This window comes from Bifidobacterium sp. H6bp9 (assembly GCF_032193695.1).
GTDB classification, from domain to species: Bacteria; Actinomycetota; Actinomycetes; order Actinomycetales; family Bifidobacteriaceae; genus Bombiscardovia; species Bombiscardovia kimbladii.
In genome coordinates this window covers 167158-185017 of sequence record NZ_JASTZY010000001.1, presented here as the reverse complement: position 1 = coordinate 185017, position 17860 = coordinate 167158, and the positions used below count along the sequence as shown (strand labels likewise).

15 protein-coding genes and 1 tRNA gene are annotated in these 17860 nt (G+C 57.7%); 6 read left to right on the top strand and 10 right to left on the bottom strand.

The genetic code is table 11. From position 1 onward, the window contains the following. Positions 1-159: 159 nt before the first annotated feature. From QRX40_RS00715 to QRX40_RS00670, 10 genes are all read right to left on the bottom strand, one after another. On the bottom strand, positions 160-1209 hold the full coding sequence (locus tag QRX40_RS00715) for an NAD(P)-dependent alcohol dehydrogenase (RefSeq protein ID WP_101432632.1): 1050 nt from the start codon (positions 1207-1209) through the stop codon (positions 160-162). Positions 1210-1476: 267 nt separating this feature from the next. After that, positions 1477-2502: an aminotransferase class I/II-fold pyridoxal phosphate-dependent enzyme gene (locus QRX40_RS00710; protein WP_313835635.1), complete on the bottom strand. Its 1026-nt coding sequence runs from the start codon at positions 2500-2502 to the stop codon at positions 1477-1479. 81 nt (positions 2503-2583) lie between these two features. Then, complete coding sequence (locus QRX40_RS00705) at positions 2584-3993, bottom strand: NAD(P)(+) transhydrogenase (Re/Si-specific) subunit beta (protein ID WP_313835633.1); 1410 nt, start codon at positions 3991-3993, stop codon at positions 2584-2586. Beyond that, entirely contained in the window at positions 3990-4358 is a 369-nt protein-coding gene (locus QRX40_RS00700; protein WP_045924660.1) for an NAD(P) transhydrogenase subunit alpha, read from the bottom strand. The genes QRX40_RS00705 and QRX40_RS00700 overlap by 4 nt, the downstream gene beginning before the upstream one ends. Continuing rightward, entirely contained in the window at positions 4355-5545 is a 1191-nt protein-coding gene (locus QRX40_RS00695; RefSeq protein WP_313835630.1) for an NAD(P) transhydrogenase subunit alpha, read from the bottom strand. The genes QRX40_RS00700 and QRX40_RS00695 overlap by 4 nt, the downstream gene beginning before the upstream one ends. Positions 5546-6102: 557 nt before the next feature. Further along, entirely contained in the window at positions 6103-7008 is a 906-nt protein-coding gene (locus QRX40_RS00690) for a hypothetical protein (RefSeq protein WP_313835628.1), read from the bottom strand. A 635-nt stretch (positions 7009-7643) separates the two neighbouring features. Further along, positions 7644-9062 (bottom strand): hypothetical protein, encoded by a 1419-nt coding sequence (locus tag QRX40_RS00685; protein WP_313835626.1) that lies wholly within the window; start codon positions 9060-9062, stop codon positions 7644-7646. A gap of 334 nt (positions 9063-9396) precedes the next feature. After that, positions 9397-9469 (bottom strand) — tRNA-His (locus tag QRX40_RS00680). Positions 9470-10045: 576 nt separating this feature from the next. Beyond that, positions 10046-10630 (bottom strand): DNA-deoxyinosine glycosylase, encoded by a 585-nt coding sequence (locus tag QRX40_RS00675; RefSeq protein WP_313835624.1) that lies wholly within the window; start codon positions 10628-10630, stop codon positions 10046-10048. Then, a complete protein-coding gene (locus tag QRX40_RS00670) occupies positions 10627-11625 on the bottom strand; it encodes a YwiC-like family protein (RefSeq protein ID WP_313835622.1) in 999 nt (332 codons plus the stop codon). The genes QRX40_RS00675 and QRX40_RS00670 overlap by 4 nt, the downstream gene beginning before the upstream one ends. A gap of 112 nt (positions 11626-11737) precedes the next feature. On the opposite strand from QRX40_RS00670, the gene QRX40_RS00665 reads away from it, so the two are divergent. From QRX40_RS00665 to efp, 6 genes are all read left to right on the top strand, one after another. Then, the gene (locus tag QRX40_RS00665; protein ID WP_045925111.1) at positions 11738-12106 is read left to right on the top strand and encodes a DUF488 domain-containing protein; all 369 of its coding nucleotides are present in this window, start codon (positions 11738-11740) and stop codon (positions 12104-12106) included. Positions 12107-12646: 540 nt separating this feature from the next. After that, complete coding sequence (gene rpsL, locus QRX40_RS00660; protein ID WP_015022141.1) at positions 12647-13018, top strand: 30S ribosomal protein S12; 372 nt, start codon at positions 12647-12649, stop codon at positions 13016-13018. A 3-nt stretch (positions 13019-13021) separates the two neighbouring features. Further along, positions 13022-13492, top strand: coding sequence for a 30S ribosomal protein S7 (gene rpsG / locus QRX40_RS00655; RefSeq protein ID WP_015022140.1), 471 nt, complete (start codon positions 13022-13024; stop codon positions 13490-13492). 26 nt (positions 13493-13518) lie between these two features. After that, complete coding sequence (fusA, locus tag QRX40_RS00650) at positions 13519-15645, top strand: elongation factor G (protein ID WP_045924656.1); 2127 nt, start codon at positions 13519-13521, stop codon at positions 15643-15645. Positions 15646-15840: 195 nt separating this feature from the next. Further along, positions 15841-17040, top strand: coding sequence for an elongation factor Tu (tuf, locus tag QRX40_RS00645; RefSeq protein WP_015022138.1), 1200 nt, complete (start codon positions 15841-15843; stop codon positions 17038-17040). Between the two features lie 236 nt (positions 17041-17276). Further along, complete coding sequence (gene efp / locus QRX40_RS00640) at positions 17277-17840, top strand: elongation factor P (RefSeq protein WP_045935559.1); 564 nt, start codon at positions 17277-17279, stop codon at positions 17838-17840. Positions 17841-17860: the final 20 nt, after the last annotated feature.

The window sequence follows — 17860 nt, the reverse complement described above, 5'->3', positions numbered from 1 at the left end:
ACAGTGGCCTGTCATGGCCTTATAGCAAGACCATGACAGGCCATCAGCGCATGTAGGCGGAGAATGGTGTCAGCACATGAATCTGACAGTACTTAAATCTGATGGTGCTTAATTTCGACCGACAGATGGGCGGCTTCTCCGTCTACAATCAGGGGAAAATCAAGCCTTGGTGTGGGGGACTATGACGGCCCTGGCTGAGAGCTTGTTGTCGACCAGCTTGTGGTAGGCATCCAGAGCGTTGTCCAGCGAGTAGGTTTCAATCTCGGTCTGGATCTGGCCGTGGCGATACATGTTGGCCACATCGTAGAGCTCAGGAATGGAGCCCCAATACACGCCCAGCAGCTCCTGCTCCCAGGGCTTGGAATACCAGTCGTATTCCGCCTTGCCGCCGGCGATGCCGACCACGGTCACCCGGGATCCCGGGCCGCCCGAGGCCTGTGCGGCAGCAATGGTCGGGGCCACACCCACGAAATCGAAGGCAGCATCCACGCCCTCGCCATGGGTGATCTTCCTGATGTTCTCCACCTGGTGCTCGTCGCTCATAACGGGGATGGCACCCTTGGCCTCAGCCTTGGCCAGAGCCTCCGGCTTGGTGTCAGTGGCGATCACGGTAGCGCCGGTCAGCGCGTGCAGAATCTGAATGGCGATCTGGCCCAGCCCGCCCAGGCCAATGACCAGAGCATACTTTCCACCACCGTTCAGGTGGGGCATGGCAGCCCGGATGGCATGGTAGGGAGTCAGAGCCGCATCAGCCAGGGGTGCTGCGCCGATTGGATCTGCATCTCCCAGCGGCACCAGGTTGCGGGCGGGGACGGTCATGTATTCAGCCATGCCGCCATCGCGGCCCAGTCCCAGGGCCAGGGATTTATTGGTTGCGGCGCTGGAGCAGTAGTTCTCCTGGCCCGCCACGCAGTGAGGGCAGTGGCCGCATCCGGTGGGTCCGTAGACGATGTAGGCATCGCCCTTCTTGAAGCCCGTGACATCGGGTCCTACCTCTTCGACCCAGCCGGTGGTCTCGTGCCCCAGAATGAATGGCGGCTTGGTGTGGCTCCCGGTTTCTGGGGTGTAGTCCTGGAAGACGGAGACGTCGGAATGGCAGCAACCTGCTCCGGCCACCTTGAGCAGAACTTCGCCGCTCCCAGGGGTCGGCTCCGGCACTTCCTTGAGGGTGGGGAAGGTATTGAATTGTTCGAAAACAACGGCTTTCATAAGCTTCCTTTCATCGTTGAAACATTTCGACCCCCTATGCTCAGGGCGGGGGTGTGTGCATCAGCATTGTTGCAATAAAGATCTTACTGAACGAGAGCTTTGCACTCACCCGAACGAGTGTGATATGTCCAACAATGTGGGATCGGTCGTGTTTGCAGGGCGGATGAAAAGTTCACGTACATATGCGAATACCCCTCCCTAAGGAAGACCAGCAGGGGAGGGGTAGCAGGATGACCGTGGTTTGTCTTGGTTGAGCTCGGGGGGCCTTTACAGCAAATTGATCAGAGCCTGGGTGTCCTCAACAGTCGTCGCCCATGAGGTGGCCAGTCGGATCACGGTGTGGGTGGCATCGCTGCGTTCCCAGAAGTCGAAGGCGACCTGCTTGGATAGCGCTTCCAAGCGCTCATTGTCCAAGCGGACGAAGGTCTGATTGGTGGGGGAGTCCATGACAATCTGATACCCCTTCGCATGCAGGGCCTTCTTGATCATCGCTGCTGTCTGGATGGCGTTGCGGCTGATTCGTGAATAGAGGTCATCGGTGAAAAGAGCGTCGAACTGCACACCCAAGAGTCTTCCCTTGGCCAGAAGGGCACCTCTTCTTTTGACCATGGTGCTGAAATGCTCGGGAGCGTTCCCCCTGGGGAAGACCACCGCTTCCCCACAGAGTGCTCCGACCTTGGTCCCGCCGATGTAGAAGACGTCGCAAAGACGGGCTATGTCCGTCAGGTCAACGTCGGTTCCGGGGGCCACCAGTCCGTACCCAAGCCTGGCCCCGTCCAGGTAGAGCGGAATCTTGTGTTCCCGACAGGTCTGCGAAAGGTCTTCCAGCTCCTCGCGGGTATAGAGGGTTCCATACTCGGTGGGATGGGAGATGTAGACCATGCCGGGGAAGACCATCTGCTCATGGTTTTCGTCGGCGTAGAAGCCTTCCAGGAAGGCCTTAAGGTCCTCGGCGCGAATCTTGCCCTGTTCGCCGGGAATGGTCAGGACCTTATGGCCTACGGCTTCGATGGCGCCGGCCTCGTGGACGTTGACATGGCCGGTATCTGCAGCGACTACTCCCTGGTAGGACTTCAGCAGGCAGGAAGCGACGACCTGGTTGGTCTGGGTCCCTCCGGCCATGAAATAGACCTGAGCCTGGGGGCAGTCGCAGGCCTGAGCGATCTTCTGAGCGGCGGAGGAACAGTACCGATCCTTGCCATAGCCGGGAAGGTGCTCCATGTTGGTGTCGATCAGCCGCTGCAGGACTGCGGGGTGGGCGCCCTCGGAATAGTCGTTGACGAATGACAGCATGTGGGTCCTTCCGGTTCGACGATTATTGGCTCCGGACCAGCCAAGCCGATACGGAGCCAGGGTACTCACTACAGCATATGCTCAGGCGATGAGTTCCTTGACGGAGGCGATGATCGCCTGAAGGCTGACCTTGGCGTCGTTGAAGAGCATCTGCGTGTTCGGGTTGAAGTAGAGCTCGTTTTCGATGCCGGCGTACCCCTTGCCTCTGCCTCTCTTGAGGACAACAACATGCTGGGCCTTGTCAACATCCAGAATGGGCATGCCGGATACCGCGGTCCCCGGTCGGCGGGCTGCCGGGTTGGTCACGTCATTGGCGCCGACCACCAAGGCGACGTTGGCTGAGGGGAACTGGGGATTGATGTCGTCGAGGTCGATCAATTCCTCATAGGGGACGTTGGCTTCGGCCAAGAGGACGTTCATATGTCCGGGCATACGGCCAGCCACGGGATGGATGGCATAGGCGACCTCCACGCCACGGCTCTTGAGCAGCTCGCCAAGGTCGGCCAGTTCGCGCTGGGCCTGGGCTTGCGCCAGACCGAAGCCGGGGACGAAGATGACCTTGTCCGCATAGACCAGCTGGACGGCCACATCGTCGGGCGTGGTCTCCTTCATGGTCCCCTGGGTACCTTGATCCTGGCTGGCGCTGACAGAGGAACCGCCGAACCCTCCAGCTAGGACGCTCAGGAGCGGCCTGTTCATGGCCTGGGCCATCAGGACGGACAGAGTGGCGCCTGCTGCACCAACTAAAGCGCCTGCCACGATCAGAGCCACGTTGTCGATGGCCAGGCCGTTCATGGCCACAGCTGTGCCGGTGCAGGCGTTCAAGACGGAGATGACCACGGGCATGTCGGCACCGCCAATGGGGATGACGAAGACCAGTCCATAGCCCAGGGCGAAAATAGCCGTGAGGATGGCCCATAGGGTCCGATTGCCCGGATTCAGGCAGAGCATGACCAGGCTGAGAACCGTCAACAGGGCGAAGAGCACATTCCAGACAGCCTTGGCCGGCAGCTTCAGGTTTTTGATCATGCTGATGCCCTGGAGTTTGCCGGCAGCTATCAGGGAGCCGGTGAAGGTGATGGAACCGATGACCACGCCCAGGCCGGCGGTGATCAGCACCACCAGAGTCGGGGTGCCCTCGGAAGTCAGTATGTCGTTCAGGGCGACCAGGGCTGCAGCGCCGCCGCCGACCGTGTTGAAGACGGAAACCAGCTGAGGCATGTCCGTCATTTTGACTTTCCTGGCCGAGTAGACCCCCGCTGCCGATCCGATCAGGATGCCGAGCACGAGCAGAATGATGGCCAGGGAGGAGTTGAAACCGGTGGCGAACAGATGGATGAAGGCCATGGCTACGGCGATGACCATGCCCGCTGCAGAAATCCTGTTGCCCGTACGGGCCGTCTTGGGGGAGTTCATGTAGTGCAGGCCCATGACGAACATGACCGAGGAAAGGAGGTAGACGAACCAGGTAATGATATCGAGGGTATTCACTTGTCGGCTCCCTGATCCTTAGCGCTCTCGGTCGTGAGGGACGAAGCCTGTTCGTCCTGGCTGGCCTTATCCTTTCCCTTGTCGGGTTTGGAGGACTTGAACATCTCCAGCATCCTGTCGGTCACCACGTAGCCGCCTACCACATTCATGGCGCCGAGGACGGCAGCCAGGAATATGAGTACATAGGAAAGCGGGGAATGGGCCTCCGCCGCGATGATGACCACTCCGACGATCACAATGCCATGAATGGAGTTGGCGCCTGACATGAGCGGTGTGTGAAGCGTGGCCGGAACCTTGCCGATCACCTCCACGCCGATCAGCAGGGCCAGAATGAAAAGCGTAATTGCTATGACCACAGAATTCATTGCTCTTGACCTTTCTCTTCGGTCTCTTCGGCATCTGGGGCATCAGCGCTTCCATGTGTGCCGGATTTGGTTGCATTAAATACAACCAGTGCTTGATCGATCTCGTCGTCTGCTTTGATGCTGAGCGCGCCATCACGAAGGAAGTGCACCAATACGTCCGCTACATTTCTGGACAGGAGGTTGGAGGCCGTCGTGGCTACACCGCTGGCCAGGTATGGTGCCCCGATCATGATGACCCCCTTGTCGGTGGTCCTGGTTCCCACCTGTGATCCCTCGACATTGCCGCCCAGGTCGCTGGCAGCGCAGTCCACGACCACAGCCCCGGGATGCAGGTTGGCCACACCCTTGGCGCTCAGGAGGCGAGGAGGCTTTCCGCCTGGAACCTTGGCCGTGGTGATGACCACATCGAAGCCTGCCGCTTTGGCATCCACCGCAGCCTGCTGCTGGGCCTGTTCCTGGTCGGTCAGCTGCCGTGCATAGCCGCCCTGGCCCTGTCCCTTGGAGAAGTCCAGCCCCAAGTCGAGGAACTTGGCTCCCAAGGATTCCACCTCCTGCCTGGAAGCGGGCCTGACATCATAGGCAGTGACCACGGCTCCCAGGCGTTTTGCGGTCCCGATGGCCTGCAGGCCTGCAATCCCCGCGCCCAGGACCAGGACCTTGGCTGGTCGGATGGTCCCCGCCGCAGTGGTCATCATGGGGAAGAAGGATCCATAGGCATCGGCAGCCACCAGAGCCGCCTTGTATCCCATGACCGAGTTCTGCGAGGTCATCTCATCCATGGACTGGGCCGAGCTGAGCTGTCGGGGGAGCCGCTCCATGGCGATTCCCGTAAGCCCGGCCGCTTCCAGGGATTTGATGTAGTCCCTGTCGCTCAAGGACCCCAGCATGCCGATGATCCATGTTCCGGCTGGAATCCTCTTCAGCAAGGAGCTATCCGGTCTGTTGACGAAACCCAGGACTTCTGATTTGGATAGGACGGTATCCCTGTCGGTGACTGTGGCTCCCGTCCGCTGGTAGTCCTCATCCCGGAAGCCGGCTCGAGCCCCGGCCCCGGACTCCAATAGGCAGGTGATGCCTTGCCTGGTCAGCCGGGTCGCGATGTCTGGCGTTAGGGCCACACGAGACTCTTCCTCGTTTGTCTCTTTGAGGACCCCGAAGGTTACGGGAGATTGTTCTGGTCCACTCATGTCTTTCCTTTTTCAAACACAACTGTGTGTGAGCAATTGCACCAATGATTCTAGTTGCTGATCGGTGCTGATGAGAGGTTAGTGCAGTCTGAATGTGATCGCGTTGATAAGTGTCGGTCGAGAAGGGACCGAGCTCAAGGTATTTTCCGAATGTGGACGAGAAATAGAAGGAGCATGAAGCTGTGCCCACATAGTTGCACCCGCGCAACCTATGCAATGTCTGAAGAGTTGTAACGTCCGAAAAATGGGCTCACGGTTTTTTTACCGAATTTTTGGGGAGCCGGTCGGCGTAGCGCATGGCATCGTAGCCTCTGTCCATCCGACAGTTTCCAGCTATGACCAGCTACGGTATGTGGGTTGATCATGCAAGGGTGCCGCGCGTCTTCAAGAATGATACGCGGCACCCTGAGACGCAAAACCTCAGTGGGCACGAGACCTTGGCGAACAGAACAACTAGGCGAGCTGATTTGTTCGTCTGCTGTGGCGGTCTCACATTGACGGCCAGTCCGCCTTTTTGGACTTGTGCGTCGTTTCTGATTTATGTGCGCTGTGGCGCCTTATTCCTTTCCCTCATGCTTGTCGTTTGCCGCGGAATCCTTGGGCTTGGACTGCAGGGGATTGTGATGGTAGATGAGCGCGAAGGCAGCCAGGGTCTCGATCATGCTGGCGATGATCCATGTGATCACGATGGCGTTCTGGTGTTTGCCGACTGTTCCCATTCGGGTGAAGATGAAGACATCCATGATGAAGGTTTGCAGCACCAGAAGGACCGTCGCCACAACTACGGTCCTGGTATGCCTGTCCGTCTCCGTTCCCTCTCCCTCCGGCTTGCCGGGAGACTTGAAGCTGGCATAGGAGAGGAGCCAGATGCCAATTCCGAAGAGGACGGCGGCAAGAGGCAGTGAGAAGAAGATCGGCATGGTGCTCAGGCTGAGCCCCAAAGCTGCGACTAGGACTGCCGAAGCCAGGCCCAGATAGAAGGAGTCATGGTTCTTCGCCTTGGGTGGTTTGGGTAAGTTGGCAACACTTGGTTGAGATGGTTTGCCGACAGGCTTACTGGGTTGGCTTGGCTTGTCATCGTGGAAGGAGTCATGCTCTCTGTCTGTGTGAGAGGCTTGCTCGCGGTCGGTGGGTATGGTCTGTTCCTGCTTATTTTCCGTTTCAGGCCTGCTATGATCAGCGTCCTTGTTGGATGAATCCCTGCCTTCCTTCTCGCCTGTTTGTTCAGGTGTAGGCTTCGGCTTGGGTGAATTTTCTACATGGTTATCTTTGCTGGCCTTGGGATTGTCCACCGGCTTTGGCATATGGTTCTTGGTGTTCATTGTTGGTTGTTGGGAACTTTCCCGGGTGTTATTGCTCTGTGTGGAATTGCTTTCATGCCTCTTCTGCTGGCTGTCGGGCACCCGCGATTCCTCATGCCTGCCTTGGTACTTATTCGCTCGTTCGTTTCGATTGTTGCTCATCTGACCCTCCAGGCTTGTTCTTCCTCGTAACTTGTGGCAGGTCATCTGGCGGCCTACCCATTTCCGGGAAGCAACCTCTGTTGAGGCCAGTGTATGTGCCATTTTCTCGTAAAAGTGGCATTGACCGGCACCAAACCGATATCGTTCCTCTATTGACTTTTAAAGGATGTAGCAACGATACTCTAGCGTTGGAAAGAGGGTTTATTTAGTGCTGGAGAGTAAACCGTAAAATTTAGTTAAATATGTAGTTTCATCAGGCATGAAGAATTTCCTATTCTTATCTTATAAGTGTCTGTCCTTAATCTTTTGCTATCCGTTCGCCCAGCAAACTTCGTGGTTTAGCCGTCTTTGTCATGTGAGAATTATGGATGGGATGCCTTCTCTACTCGTCACTGAAACGTTGAATAAACAAGGTAAACTTCGGATTTCCGATGCTCATTGATAGTGCTCATTGACGGATAAGTATGTGAGGGCGACCAGTTTAGTATATGTAATTGGTTTCTCAGAAGCTGGAATCACGAATTCAGATGTAAAGAATGCCAGCATCTAACTTTCGCAAAGATGAAGCCACCCCCGCTTTGTTTCTGCGGCTTTTAACAGCATGCGATGGGTGGCTTTAATGAAACTCGTGCTTACTACTCTATTCCTGCGAGAGCTAATTTGTAATCATCGAGGGCGTTCTGGTAGCTTCCAATCGATTTTCCGATTTTTTGTGGGTCATAGCCCCACGGTGTGAATATGGTTACGTATCGCTTGATGATGCTTGCCAGGTGCTGATCGAGCCAAGGTAAAGGATCTTGACTCCATACCACGCGTGGGTATTCGTTTTGCTTTTGAGGTTGTTCAACCGTCATCAGTGCGCGTAATCCATATACCAAGGGTGTGATGAACCCATCCGGACTCAGATATTCTACTTGTTCATGACCATATGGAGCTAAATGGCTGTTGTGGCGCCGATTGAGTGATTTTACAGCGTTGATTTTCCCGTAGCTTCCGCCGTTTTTGTTGTAAAGCCTAGGGAATGTCGCATAAATGTGGTCATACAGACGAGGAAGTTGCACAGCGATCTGAAATGCACTGTAGACGCTTGGATTGCTAAGCTCGCGCTGATATCCCTTACCTTGTGATGAAACGCTATCCAGACTCATGAACTGCTCGAATTTGTTCAGACAGACAGCCTTGCTCGAATAAAGTTGTACCGGATTTGGTGCCTCAAAGGGTTTTCCGGACTTGTTTGGTATCGAAGGCAACAATGATAGTGGTATCCATGCCAAAGCTATGACATCTGCGGCTTTGATGTCACCTCCATCATTGGTTTTCCACTCAATGCGCTTCTCAACGTCAGGATCCTGTTCGGACAGTAGTTTTTTGAAGGCATCAAAATAACCATGCTTGTTGGCCTTGGTGCTTACTGTCAACTGAACATTGTTGTTGCGTGCATTACAAATGTCCAAGAGATTTGAATTGAATTCATCGAGGCAATTGCTATCGTTTTGGTCTCTAGGAAGCAATAGCTCTATCGGGACTAAAACGTCCAATCGCGTTACGGATTCCGTATCGTCTTCATCTTTGCGGGTGTCTTTGAGGTACTGGTCAATCAGCTCATGGAACTTGTACCAAGCAGACTTGAAGTCGCTCCAAGTTTTTATGGATCGAGGGAAGGGGTGATTTGCTGCATCCATTGCTAGGCGCAGTACATACAAACCTATAGCCAGAGCATTGTGACCGCCGTCCAAAATACCCTCAGTCTGTCGGTCCTTGAAGTGCAGACGATAACGATGGCGTTCAAGCTGCTCATATTCGGAGGATGCCACGAGTAAACCTTTGGTTTTGAAAGGAAAGATGTCTGGGGTATTCTCGATTGAATCTTGAATGTCGTTGGTCACTGTGCCGACCTTTGATGAACGGGGATTCGCATCAAGATCTAGCACGTCGATAAGATTTATTAAACTTCGAATCTTTGCGTACCCGACGACACGGGTAATACATCCACTGTATTGCTCGTCGTATTGGATGAATTTAATTATCGCAACATCGTTCTTCAGATTATCCATAACTAATTCCTTACTTATAGCAATATGAAACATCAATATAAGGAAGGAGTAGGTTAAGCGTCATTGCGCAAGAAAAACACAAACTACCTAAACCTATCCAGGCTTATAACCAGATCTTATCCAAGATCTTTAATAAAAGAGTGTAGAGTTGCTCCGATGATTTGTCAAATTCAAGTTGGAGAGACGATGTGGTTATTGTTAATGGCATTTATGTGATAGAGAATCGCGCACTGTTTACGCGCAATGGAGCTTTTGTCAGGTATAGGGACCTTTATAGTCCAAGGAATTCGATTTAATCATTTGTAGGAAAACATGGAAGCCTACTAACAAAACGGGTGGCTAACGCGGCTCGAACGCGCGACCTCCTGAACCACAATCAGGTGCTCTACCAACTGAGCTATAGCCACCATGGTGAATCGACCCGCATGGCGGATCAATGCAACAGATGAAACTATACACGATGGCATGACATGGCACGCCGGTGAAGCGTGACCCATATGGCAAAGGTTGTGCTCTGTCTTTGGGCTTTCAGTTCATGACCATGGCTTCTACATAAAAATCCCCAGCACAACCGAGGTTTGGTTATTAACTTGAAGTCCGGACCATTCAGCACTTGTCGTACGCTCTTTGACGTCCAGAAGGACTTATGAGCCTCGCGCCAATCCATCCGGTTTTTATAGCCTTTTCCTTAATTTAGAGCATGCTGCCACGTGACCAAACTTGGTCGGGTTATCTTCACGGAAGCATATCTAAAAACGGCAACTGGCTGGTCATCTGAGTCCGCCAGAACTGGTCGTTGATCAGAACAGGGGAGTGTTCATGATCGTGGATAAATTCTGCTACCAGGCTGGTTATAGCAGTTTTTGCCCATCTAGAATTGCGGTTATTAGCCGATCACCTTTTACTGGGGAAGGGGAATTCTGTCTTAGGAAGGTTCTCAACATCTCTTAACATCTTGGGCTTTGACTGCTGGTATTTGTCTATTAGCCACAGTAAATGTGAGTGTCTTGCATATGATGCTCTTCTTCGTCGAGGGCTTTTCTTATGGGCTGGTAGGCCTTGATCAGATCGGTCAGGCTCAGAGCGGCATTGGCGGGGCTGGTGGATGGCAGATTGATCATCGTCGGTCGATACCCCTTCTCCTCCAGATTCGGCAGGCAGTAGCGACGGTAAAGCTGTCCGGCCTTGCGTCCTGTAGTAAATACGGTGCCGATGGGCGCACGGTCCAGCAGGCCGGCGATGTCGGTGGGCACGACATTGGTGATTGAAGCGTCAGAGGCACCATGGATGTCGCATTCCTGAATGACATCCCAAAGGGCAATGCGGTGATTGAGCGCGAACCGGGCACGGACGACCGGATCGGGCGCTGGAACAGACTGGTCGAAAAGTGCGGCCAGCACGGGCCAGAAGCGGTTGCGCGGAAACATGTAGTAGAAGCCAGCCTCGCGCGAACTCGGGCTGGGTATGGATCCAAGGATCAGTACACGGGACCGGTCATCCCAAACAGGCCCGAACCCGTGGGTGACGTGGGTGACATGGGTGACATGTGTGGCCAAACCTGCAGTCATGCGCCGAGCAAGCTTGTCAGAGCCGCGGTCATTACGTCAGCCTGAGCGATCACCAGGATGAAGACCAGCAGGCTGGTGGCGCATTCGACCAGGCCCACGTACAGAATGGGGATGCGGCGCCGACGGGAGATGGCAGGCAGCAGGGCCGCGCGCACCAGCAGAGCCAGGGCGGTCAATAATGGCCACCATCCTGCGGTGCGTATCATGGCGACCCCGATCAGGCAGAGGGCCAGGTTCCAAGCCAGCGAAAGCAGGTAGCACCAGGTCTTGCCGCGCTCGCGAATCATGGTCTTGACGAAGATGACCGAACCGAACTGGGTCACAGCGAAGACAGCAGCACTGATCACTCCAATCGATGGCAGGGCGGCGCTTGGCAGGAATCCACTGGCGAAGCAGTCCACAGCAGGATTCGGTTGGCATCCGAAGTAGCCGGCGTTGGCGCCTTCCAGTCCTGGTCCTGGCTTCTGGAATCGTGACCCTAGGGAGACGGCGATCAGACAGAGCGTGCAGGCCGCGATCACGGCCACGGTATCGTTCCACCAGGAGCGCTCTGCGCGCATCCAGGCGGCGGCAAAGTTCAGCACGCCCAGCACCAGGTAGAGCGGGGCCCATCGCAGGAGCCCAGGGGTGCTGACCAATAGGATCAGCCCGGTCACGGCCGTGAGCAGAGCGTATCCCAAAGCTGGTGGCGCAAATCTGGCAGCTCGGTGCGATACCATCCACCGTGAGCCGGTGAACTCAAAGCAGTAGCAGAAAGCCCAGGCGACCATGAGCAGCAGGCTCCTCCAGGTCGGGCCTCCGACCAGCAGCCCAGCCAAGCCCGGCATCAAGGCCATGGCCCAGCCGCCTATCTGGTCGGGTATCCATAGGCGCCGCCACTGTCGTCCCTTGGATCCTGGTCCGGTCGATTTTGCCGAATTGCGGGCTTGAGGGCTTGGTCTGCTGCCGTTTGATCCGGCTGCCTTGCCCTTGTCTGCGTCTGTAAGCATACTCATCAGCCTACGCCACGGTATGGCAGTCGCTGCCTCTTCCGTAATGCCGATTCCGTCAATATCATGGTTCAAGGAGACATGAATCACTCGGGTCCCTGGTTTCAGGAGGCAGATGATGGGTCAGGTGGATATCAAGCGCGTATACGAGCGGGCCGCTGACGAGGACGGGATCCGCATCCTGGTCGACAGGCTCTGGCCGCGCGGTGTCAGCAAGGAGCGGGCAGCCCTGTCCGGCTGGCTCAAAGACGTCGCTCCCAGTCCGGACCTGCGGCGCTGGTGGCACCATGATCCGGACCGTTTCGAGGATTTCGCCCGCCGCTACCGTACCGAGCTGGATGACAATCCCGCCCTGGGGGATCTACTGAGCATTGTGCGCGAACACGATCGGACGACACTGGTCTATGCGGCCAAGGATCCCGCCGTCAACCATGCCCTAATTCTGCGCGACTACATTCGCCAGGCTCTTGAGAAGGACACCAAGTAGACGGCCGGCCACCCACAAATCCCAGGGCATCCCCGCACGCTGACGCTTACGTGACCGAACGCAGGCATTGATGTTTCTGGCATCTCTATTTGCTGATACAGATATGCTATGTCCTTTCCGACACCTATAAATTAGGAAGCTGTTATAGGCGGGCGCCCGTTCCTTTATTGGAATCTGTGAGCGGTGCATGCAAAAGCCCGCCAAAGGTCTCTTGCAAGGGGCTTCCTATCGACGGTTCCAGTGCGGCATCACAGTGAGCAAAGCTCAGAGCATACTTCCGAGTGCTAGACGTGGCCGTGTCTGCCCCGGTGATATACTTTTCGTCGTGTGTGCCGACAGCATGCCTTATGTTACAGGTGAGCTTGTCGGGATATCCCCGAATCCGAAGAATGCAGGCAGCAATGCCCGGCAGGAGGATCAGGGGCCATCGGGCCGGTGGACAGTGGCTGATCTCTCCTCCTGGGAGCGACTGCGGCTGCGGTGCGGCGGTCTCGCAGTGCAAACGAAGACAAGTTCATCGAAGGAATCGGAGAGAGTCAGTTGCCAACAATTGAACAGCTCGTCCGCAAAGGGCGCAAGGCCAAGCCTCGCAAGTCGAAGACTTTGGCACTCAAGGGCAGCCCGCTGCGTCGCGGCGTGTGCACCCGTGTCTACACCACCACCCCCAAGAAGCCGAATTCGGCTCTGCGGAAGGTCGCCCGTGTCCGTCTGAGCTCCGGCATCGAGGTATCCGCCTACATCCCCGGCGAGGGCCACAACCTGCAGGAGCACTCCATCGTGCTGGTGCGCGGCGGACGTGTCAAGGATCTGCCCGGCGTGCGCTACCACATCGTGCGCGGTGCGCTGGATACCCAGGGAGTCAAGGATCGCAAGCAGGGCCGTTCCCTGTACGGAGCAAAGAAGGCCAAGTAACACATGTCACGCAAAGGACCAGCTAAAAAGCACCAGCTCCTGCCCGATCCCATCTACGGTTCCACCGTGGTGGCCCAGCTGATCAACAAGATCCTGCTGGACGGCAAGAAGTCCATCGCCGAGAACATCGTCTACACTGCTCTGGAGCAGGTCAAGGAGAAGACCGACCAGGAGCCTGTGGCCGTGCTCAAGCGCGCCTTGGACAACATTCGTCCCAGCCTGGAGGTCCGCAGCCGTCGTGTCGGCGGCGCCACCTACCAGGTCCCCGTCGAGGTCAAGCCGAACCGCGCCAATACGCTCTCGTTGCGGTGGCTGACCGATTACAGCCGCGCCCGTCGTGAGAAGACCATGTCGGAGCGGTTGGCCAACGAGATCCTTGATGCCTCCAACGGCCTGGGTGCCGCGGTCAAGCGCCGCGAGGACACCCACAAGATGGCCGAGGCCAACAAGGCGTTCGCCCACTATCGCTGGTAATCCCAAGAGAGCGAGAACAAGGAATTATGGCACAAGACGTGCTCACGGACCTGACCAAGGTCCGCAACATCGGCATCATGGCCCACATCGATGCCGGCAAGACAACGACGACCGAGCGTATTCTCTACTACACCGGCGTCAACTACAAGATCGGCGAGACCCACGACGGCGCCTCCACCATGGACTGGATGGATCAGGAGAAGGAACGTGGCATCACGATCACCTCAGCCGCCATCACGGCCTTCTGGAACCGCCAGTCCCACGATCCTGAGGACCGCTACCAGATCAACATCATCGACACCCCCGGCCACGTGGACTTCACCGCCGAGGTGGAGCGCTCCCTGCGTGTGCTCGATGGCGCTGTGGCGGTGTTCGACGGCAAGGAGGGCGTGGAGCCCCAGTCCGAGACCGTCTGGCGTCAGGCCGACAAGTACGGCGTGCCCCGCATCTGCTTCATCAACAAGATGGACAAGCTGGGCGCCGACTTCTACTACTCGGTGGACACCATCAAGGACAAGCTGGGCGTCAAGCCGCTGGTCATGCAGCTGCCTATCGGCGCTGAGAGCGACTTCCACGGCGTGGTCGACCTGGTGCGCATGGTGGCCTACTACTGGAAGGACGAGGCCGACCTGGGCGCCAAGTACGAGACCATCGACATCCCCGATGATCTCAAGGACAAGGCCGAGCAGTACCACACCGAGCTGCTCGAGGCCGTGGCCGAGTCGGACGAGGACCTGCTCGAGAAGTACCTGGGCGGCGAGGAGATCTCCCAGCAAGAGATCCGCACCGCTGTGCGCAAGATGACCATCGAGCAGTCGGCCTTCCCGGTCTTCTGCGGATCCGCCTTCAAGGACAAGGGCGTGCAGCCCATGCTGGACGCGGTCGTGGACTACCTGCCCAGCCCCGAGGACGTGCCGGCCATCAAGGGCTACAAGATCGGCGACGAGTCCGTCGAGATCGACCGCAAGCCCACCGTGGACGAGCCCTTCTCGGCTCTGGCCTTCAAGGTGGCCACCCACCCCTTCTACGGCAAGCTGATCTACGTGCGTGTCTACTCCGGCAAGGTGGCCCAGGGCGAAACGGTTCTGGACTCCACCAAGGACAAGAAGGAGCGCGTCGGCAAGCTCTTCCAGATGCACTCCAACAAGGAGAATCCGGTCGACGAGGCCATCGCCGGCAACATCTACGCCTTCGTCGGGCTCAAGAACGTCACCACTGGTGACACCCTGTGCGACGAGAAGGCGCCGCTGGTGCTGGAATCCATGACCTTCCCCGATCCTGTGATCGAGGTGGCCGTGGAGCCCAAGACCAAGGCCGACCAGGAGAAGATGGGCATCGCCCTGCAGAAGCTCTCCGAGGAGGATCCCACCTTCCAGGTCAAGACCGACGAGGAGTCCGGCCAGACCCTGATCTCCGGCATGGGCGAGCTCCAGCTGGACATCCTGGTGGACCGCATGCGCCGCGAGTTCCATGTGGAATGCAACGTGGGCAAGCCCCAGGTGGCTTACCGCGAGACCATCCGCAAGCCCGTCATGAACCAGGAGTACACCCACAAGAAGCAGACCGGCGGTTCCGGCCAGTTCGCCAAGGTGCTCATGAACTTCGAGCCCCTGGACACTTCAGAGGGCGAATCCTACATCTTCGAGAACAAGGTCACCGGCGGCCACATCACCAAGGAGTTCATCCCCTCGGTCGACGCGGGCGTGCAGGAGGCCATGGAGTCCGGCGTGCTGGCAGGCTTCCCGGTCGTGGGCGTCAAGGCGACCCTGACCGACGGCCAGATCCACGAGGTCGACTCCTCGGAGATGGCCTTCAAGATCGCTGGCTCCATGTGCTTCAAGGAGGCTGCTCCCAAGGCCAAGCCCGTCATCCTCGAGCCCATCATGGCCGTCGAGGTCCGTACTCCCGAGGAGTACATGGGCGACGTCATGGGCGACATCAACTCCCGTCGTGGCTCCATCCAGTCCATGACCGACGCCACCGGCGTCAAGGTCATCGACGCCAAGGTGCCCCTGTCGGAGATGTTCGGCTACATTGGCGACCTCCGGTCCAAGACCCAGGGGCGCGCCATGTTCACCATGCAGATGGACTCCTACGCTGAGGTTCCCAAGGCTGTCAGCGACGAGATCATCAAGGCCCAGCGAGGCGAGTAATGCCGGTCCGGTCCGCCGCCATGGCGGGCCGCCGCCAAAAGGCTCTTCTGTCACAAGTCGGCGTTACACTCTTGTAGCGCTGACTGGGCGGAGGGCAAAAGTGGCAAAGAACCCGATAACCCAGTAATATGTAGCGAGTGCTCTGTGCGTGGTTCGCGCAGGCAACCTACGAGACGTCCAGGAGGACAAAACACAATGGCAAAGGAAAAGTACGAGCGGACCAAGCCGCACGTTAACATTGGCACCATCGGCCACGTCGATCACGGCAAGACCACCCTGACCGCGGCCATCTCCAAGGTGCTGCATGAGGAGTACCCGGACGTCAACCCCGAGTACGATTTCGCTCAGATCGACGCTGCTCCTGAGGAGAAGGAGCGCGGCATCACCATCAACATCGCGCACATCGAGTACCAGACCGCCAAGCGCCATTACGCCCACGTGGACTGCCCCGGGCACGCCGACTTCGTCAAGAACATGATCACCGGCGCTGCTCAGATGGATGGCGCCATCCTGGTGGTCGCCGCCACCGACGGCCCCATGGCCCAGACTCGCGAGCACGTTCTGCTGGCCCGCCAGGTCGGCGTGCCGAAGATCCTGGTCGCCCTGAACAAGTGCGACATGGTCGACGACGAAGAGCTGATCGAGCTGGTCGAGGAGGAAGTCCGCGATCTGCTGGACGAGAACGGCTTCGACCGCGATTGCCCCGTCATCCGCACCTCCGCCTACGGCGCCCTGCATGACGATGCCCCTGACCACGACAAGTGGGTCCAGACCATCAAGGACCTCATGGATGCCGTCGACGACTACATCCCCACCCCGGTCCACGACCTGGACAAGCCCTTCCTGATGCCCATCGAGGATGTCTTCACCATCTCCGGCCGCGGCACCGTGGTGACCGGCCGTGTCGAGCGCGGCAAGCTGCCCGTGAACACCAACGTGGAGATCGTCGGCCTGCGCGACACCCAGTCCACCACCGTCACCTCCATCGAGACCTTCCACAAGCAGATGGACGAGGCCGAGGCTGGCGACAACACCGGTCTGCTGCTGCGCGGCATCGGCCGCGAGGACGTCGAGCGCGGCCAGGTCGTGGCTGCTCCCGGCACCGTGACCCCTCACCACAAGTTCGAGGGCGAGGTCTACGTGCTGACCAAGGACGAGGGCGGACGCCACTCGCCGTTCTTCTCCAACTACCGTCCGCAGTTCTACTTCCGGACCACCGACGTCACCGGCGTCATCACCCTGCCCGAGGGCGTGGAGATGGTTCAGCCCGGCGATCACGCCACCTTCTCCGTCGAGCTGATCCAGCCCGTCGCCATGGAGGAGGGTCTGACCTTCGCTGTTCGTGAAGGCGGCCACACGGTCGGCTCAGGTCGAGTCACCAAGATCATCGAGTAGGATTGCCTGTCGCTTGTCGACGCGATCCAATGACGGGGCCCGGAATCCTTCCTGTGATTCCGGGCCCCGCCCATTTCCGGCCGGCCTCGCCGCCGGACCAGCTTCGGTGTTCATGCGCCGTGGCATAATAGGCGAGGATTTATCGCGAGCGGGCCGGATCCTGTAAGGCCCGGTGCTTTCGGCAGATGGCCAGGAGCCCTCCGAAGGAACATTCATCAGAATGAGGTGGTATCAAGGTGGCACAGACTTCCAACGACATCAAGAACGGATCGGTCATCAACCTGGACGGCAAGCTTTGGACCGTCATCAAGTTCCAGCACGTCAAGCCCGGCAAGGGACCGGCCTTTGTGCGCACGACCATCAAGGACGTCCTCACAGGTAAGATTGTGGACCGCACTTTCAACGCGGGTATGAAGATGGACTTCGAGACCGTGGACAACCGGACCATGCAGTACTCCTACCGCGACGGGGACTCCTTCGTCTTCATGGACATGAACACCTACGAGCAGGTCAACATCCCCGAGGCCCTTGTTGGCGATCAGGAGCGCTTCCTGCTTGAGGGCACCGACTGCATCATCAGCTTCCATGACGGCAACCCTCTGTCCGTGGAACTGCCTGCATCCGTGGTGCTGACCGTGACGGCAACCGAGCCCGGCGTGCAGGGCAACCGCTCCAATGCCGGCACCAAGCCCGCTACTGTGGAGACCGGGGCCGAGATTCAGGTGCCCCTCTTCGTGGGCGAGGGCGAGAAGGTCAAGGTGGACACCCGCGACGGCTCCTACCTGGGCCGCGAGAACTGAGTCAGGCAGAAACCACACAT

What these genes read in the sequence shown, in the direction of transcription:
- QRX40_RS00715 (WP_101432632.1), bottom strand. Translation starts at nt 1,209, where the DNA reads ATGAAAGCCGTTGTTTTCGAACAATTCAATACCTTCCCCACCCTCAAG.
- QRX40_RS00710 (WP_313835635.1), bottom strand. Translation starts at nt 2,502, where the DNA reads ATGCTGTCATTCGTCAACGACTATTCCGAGGGCGCCCACCCCGCAGTC.
- QRX40_RS00700 (WP_045924660.1), bottom strand. Translation starts at nt 4,358, where the DNA reads ATGAATTCTGTGGTCATAGCAATTACGCTTTTCATTCTGGCCCTGCTG.
- QRX40_RS00695 (WP_313835630.1), bottom strand. Translation starts at nt 5,545, where the DNA reads ATGAGTGGACCAGAACAATCTCCCGTAACCTTCGGGGTCCTCAAAGAG.
- QRX40_RS00690 (WP_313835628.1), bottom strand. Translation starts at nt 7,008, where the DNA reads ATGAGCAACAATCGAAACGAACGAGCGAATAAGTACCAAGGCAGGCAT.
- QRX40_RS00685 (WP_313835626.1), bottom strand. Translation starts at nt 9,062, where the DNA reads ATGGATAATCTGAAGAACGATGTTGCGATAATTAAATTCATCCAATAC.
- QRX40_RS00675 (WP_313835624.1), bottom strand. Translation starts at nt 10,630, where the DNA reads ATGACTGCAGGTTTGGCCACACATGTCACCCATGTCACCCACGTCACC.
- QRX40_RS00670 (WP_313835622.1), bottom strand. Translation starts at nt 11,625, where the DNA reads ATGAGTATGCTTACAGACGCAGACAAGGGCAAGGCAGCCGGATCAAAC.
- QRX40_RS00665 (WP_045925111.1), top strand. Translation starts at nt 11,738, where the DNA reads ATGGGTCAGGTGGATATCAAGCGCGTATACGAGCGGGCCGCTGACGAG.
- rpsG (WP_015022140.1), top strand. Translation starts at nt 13,022, where the DNA reads ATGTCACGCAAAGGACCAGCTAAAAAGCACCAGCTCCTGCCCGATCCC.
- fusA (WP_045924656.1), top strand. Translation starts at nt 13,519, where the DNA reads ATGGCACAAGACGTGCTCACGGACCTGACCAAGGTCCGCAACATCGGC.
- tuf (WP_015022138.1), top strand. Translation starts at nt 15,841, where the DNA reads ATGGCAAAGGAAAAGTACGAGCGGACCAAGCCGCACGTTAACATTGGC.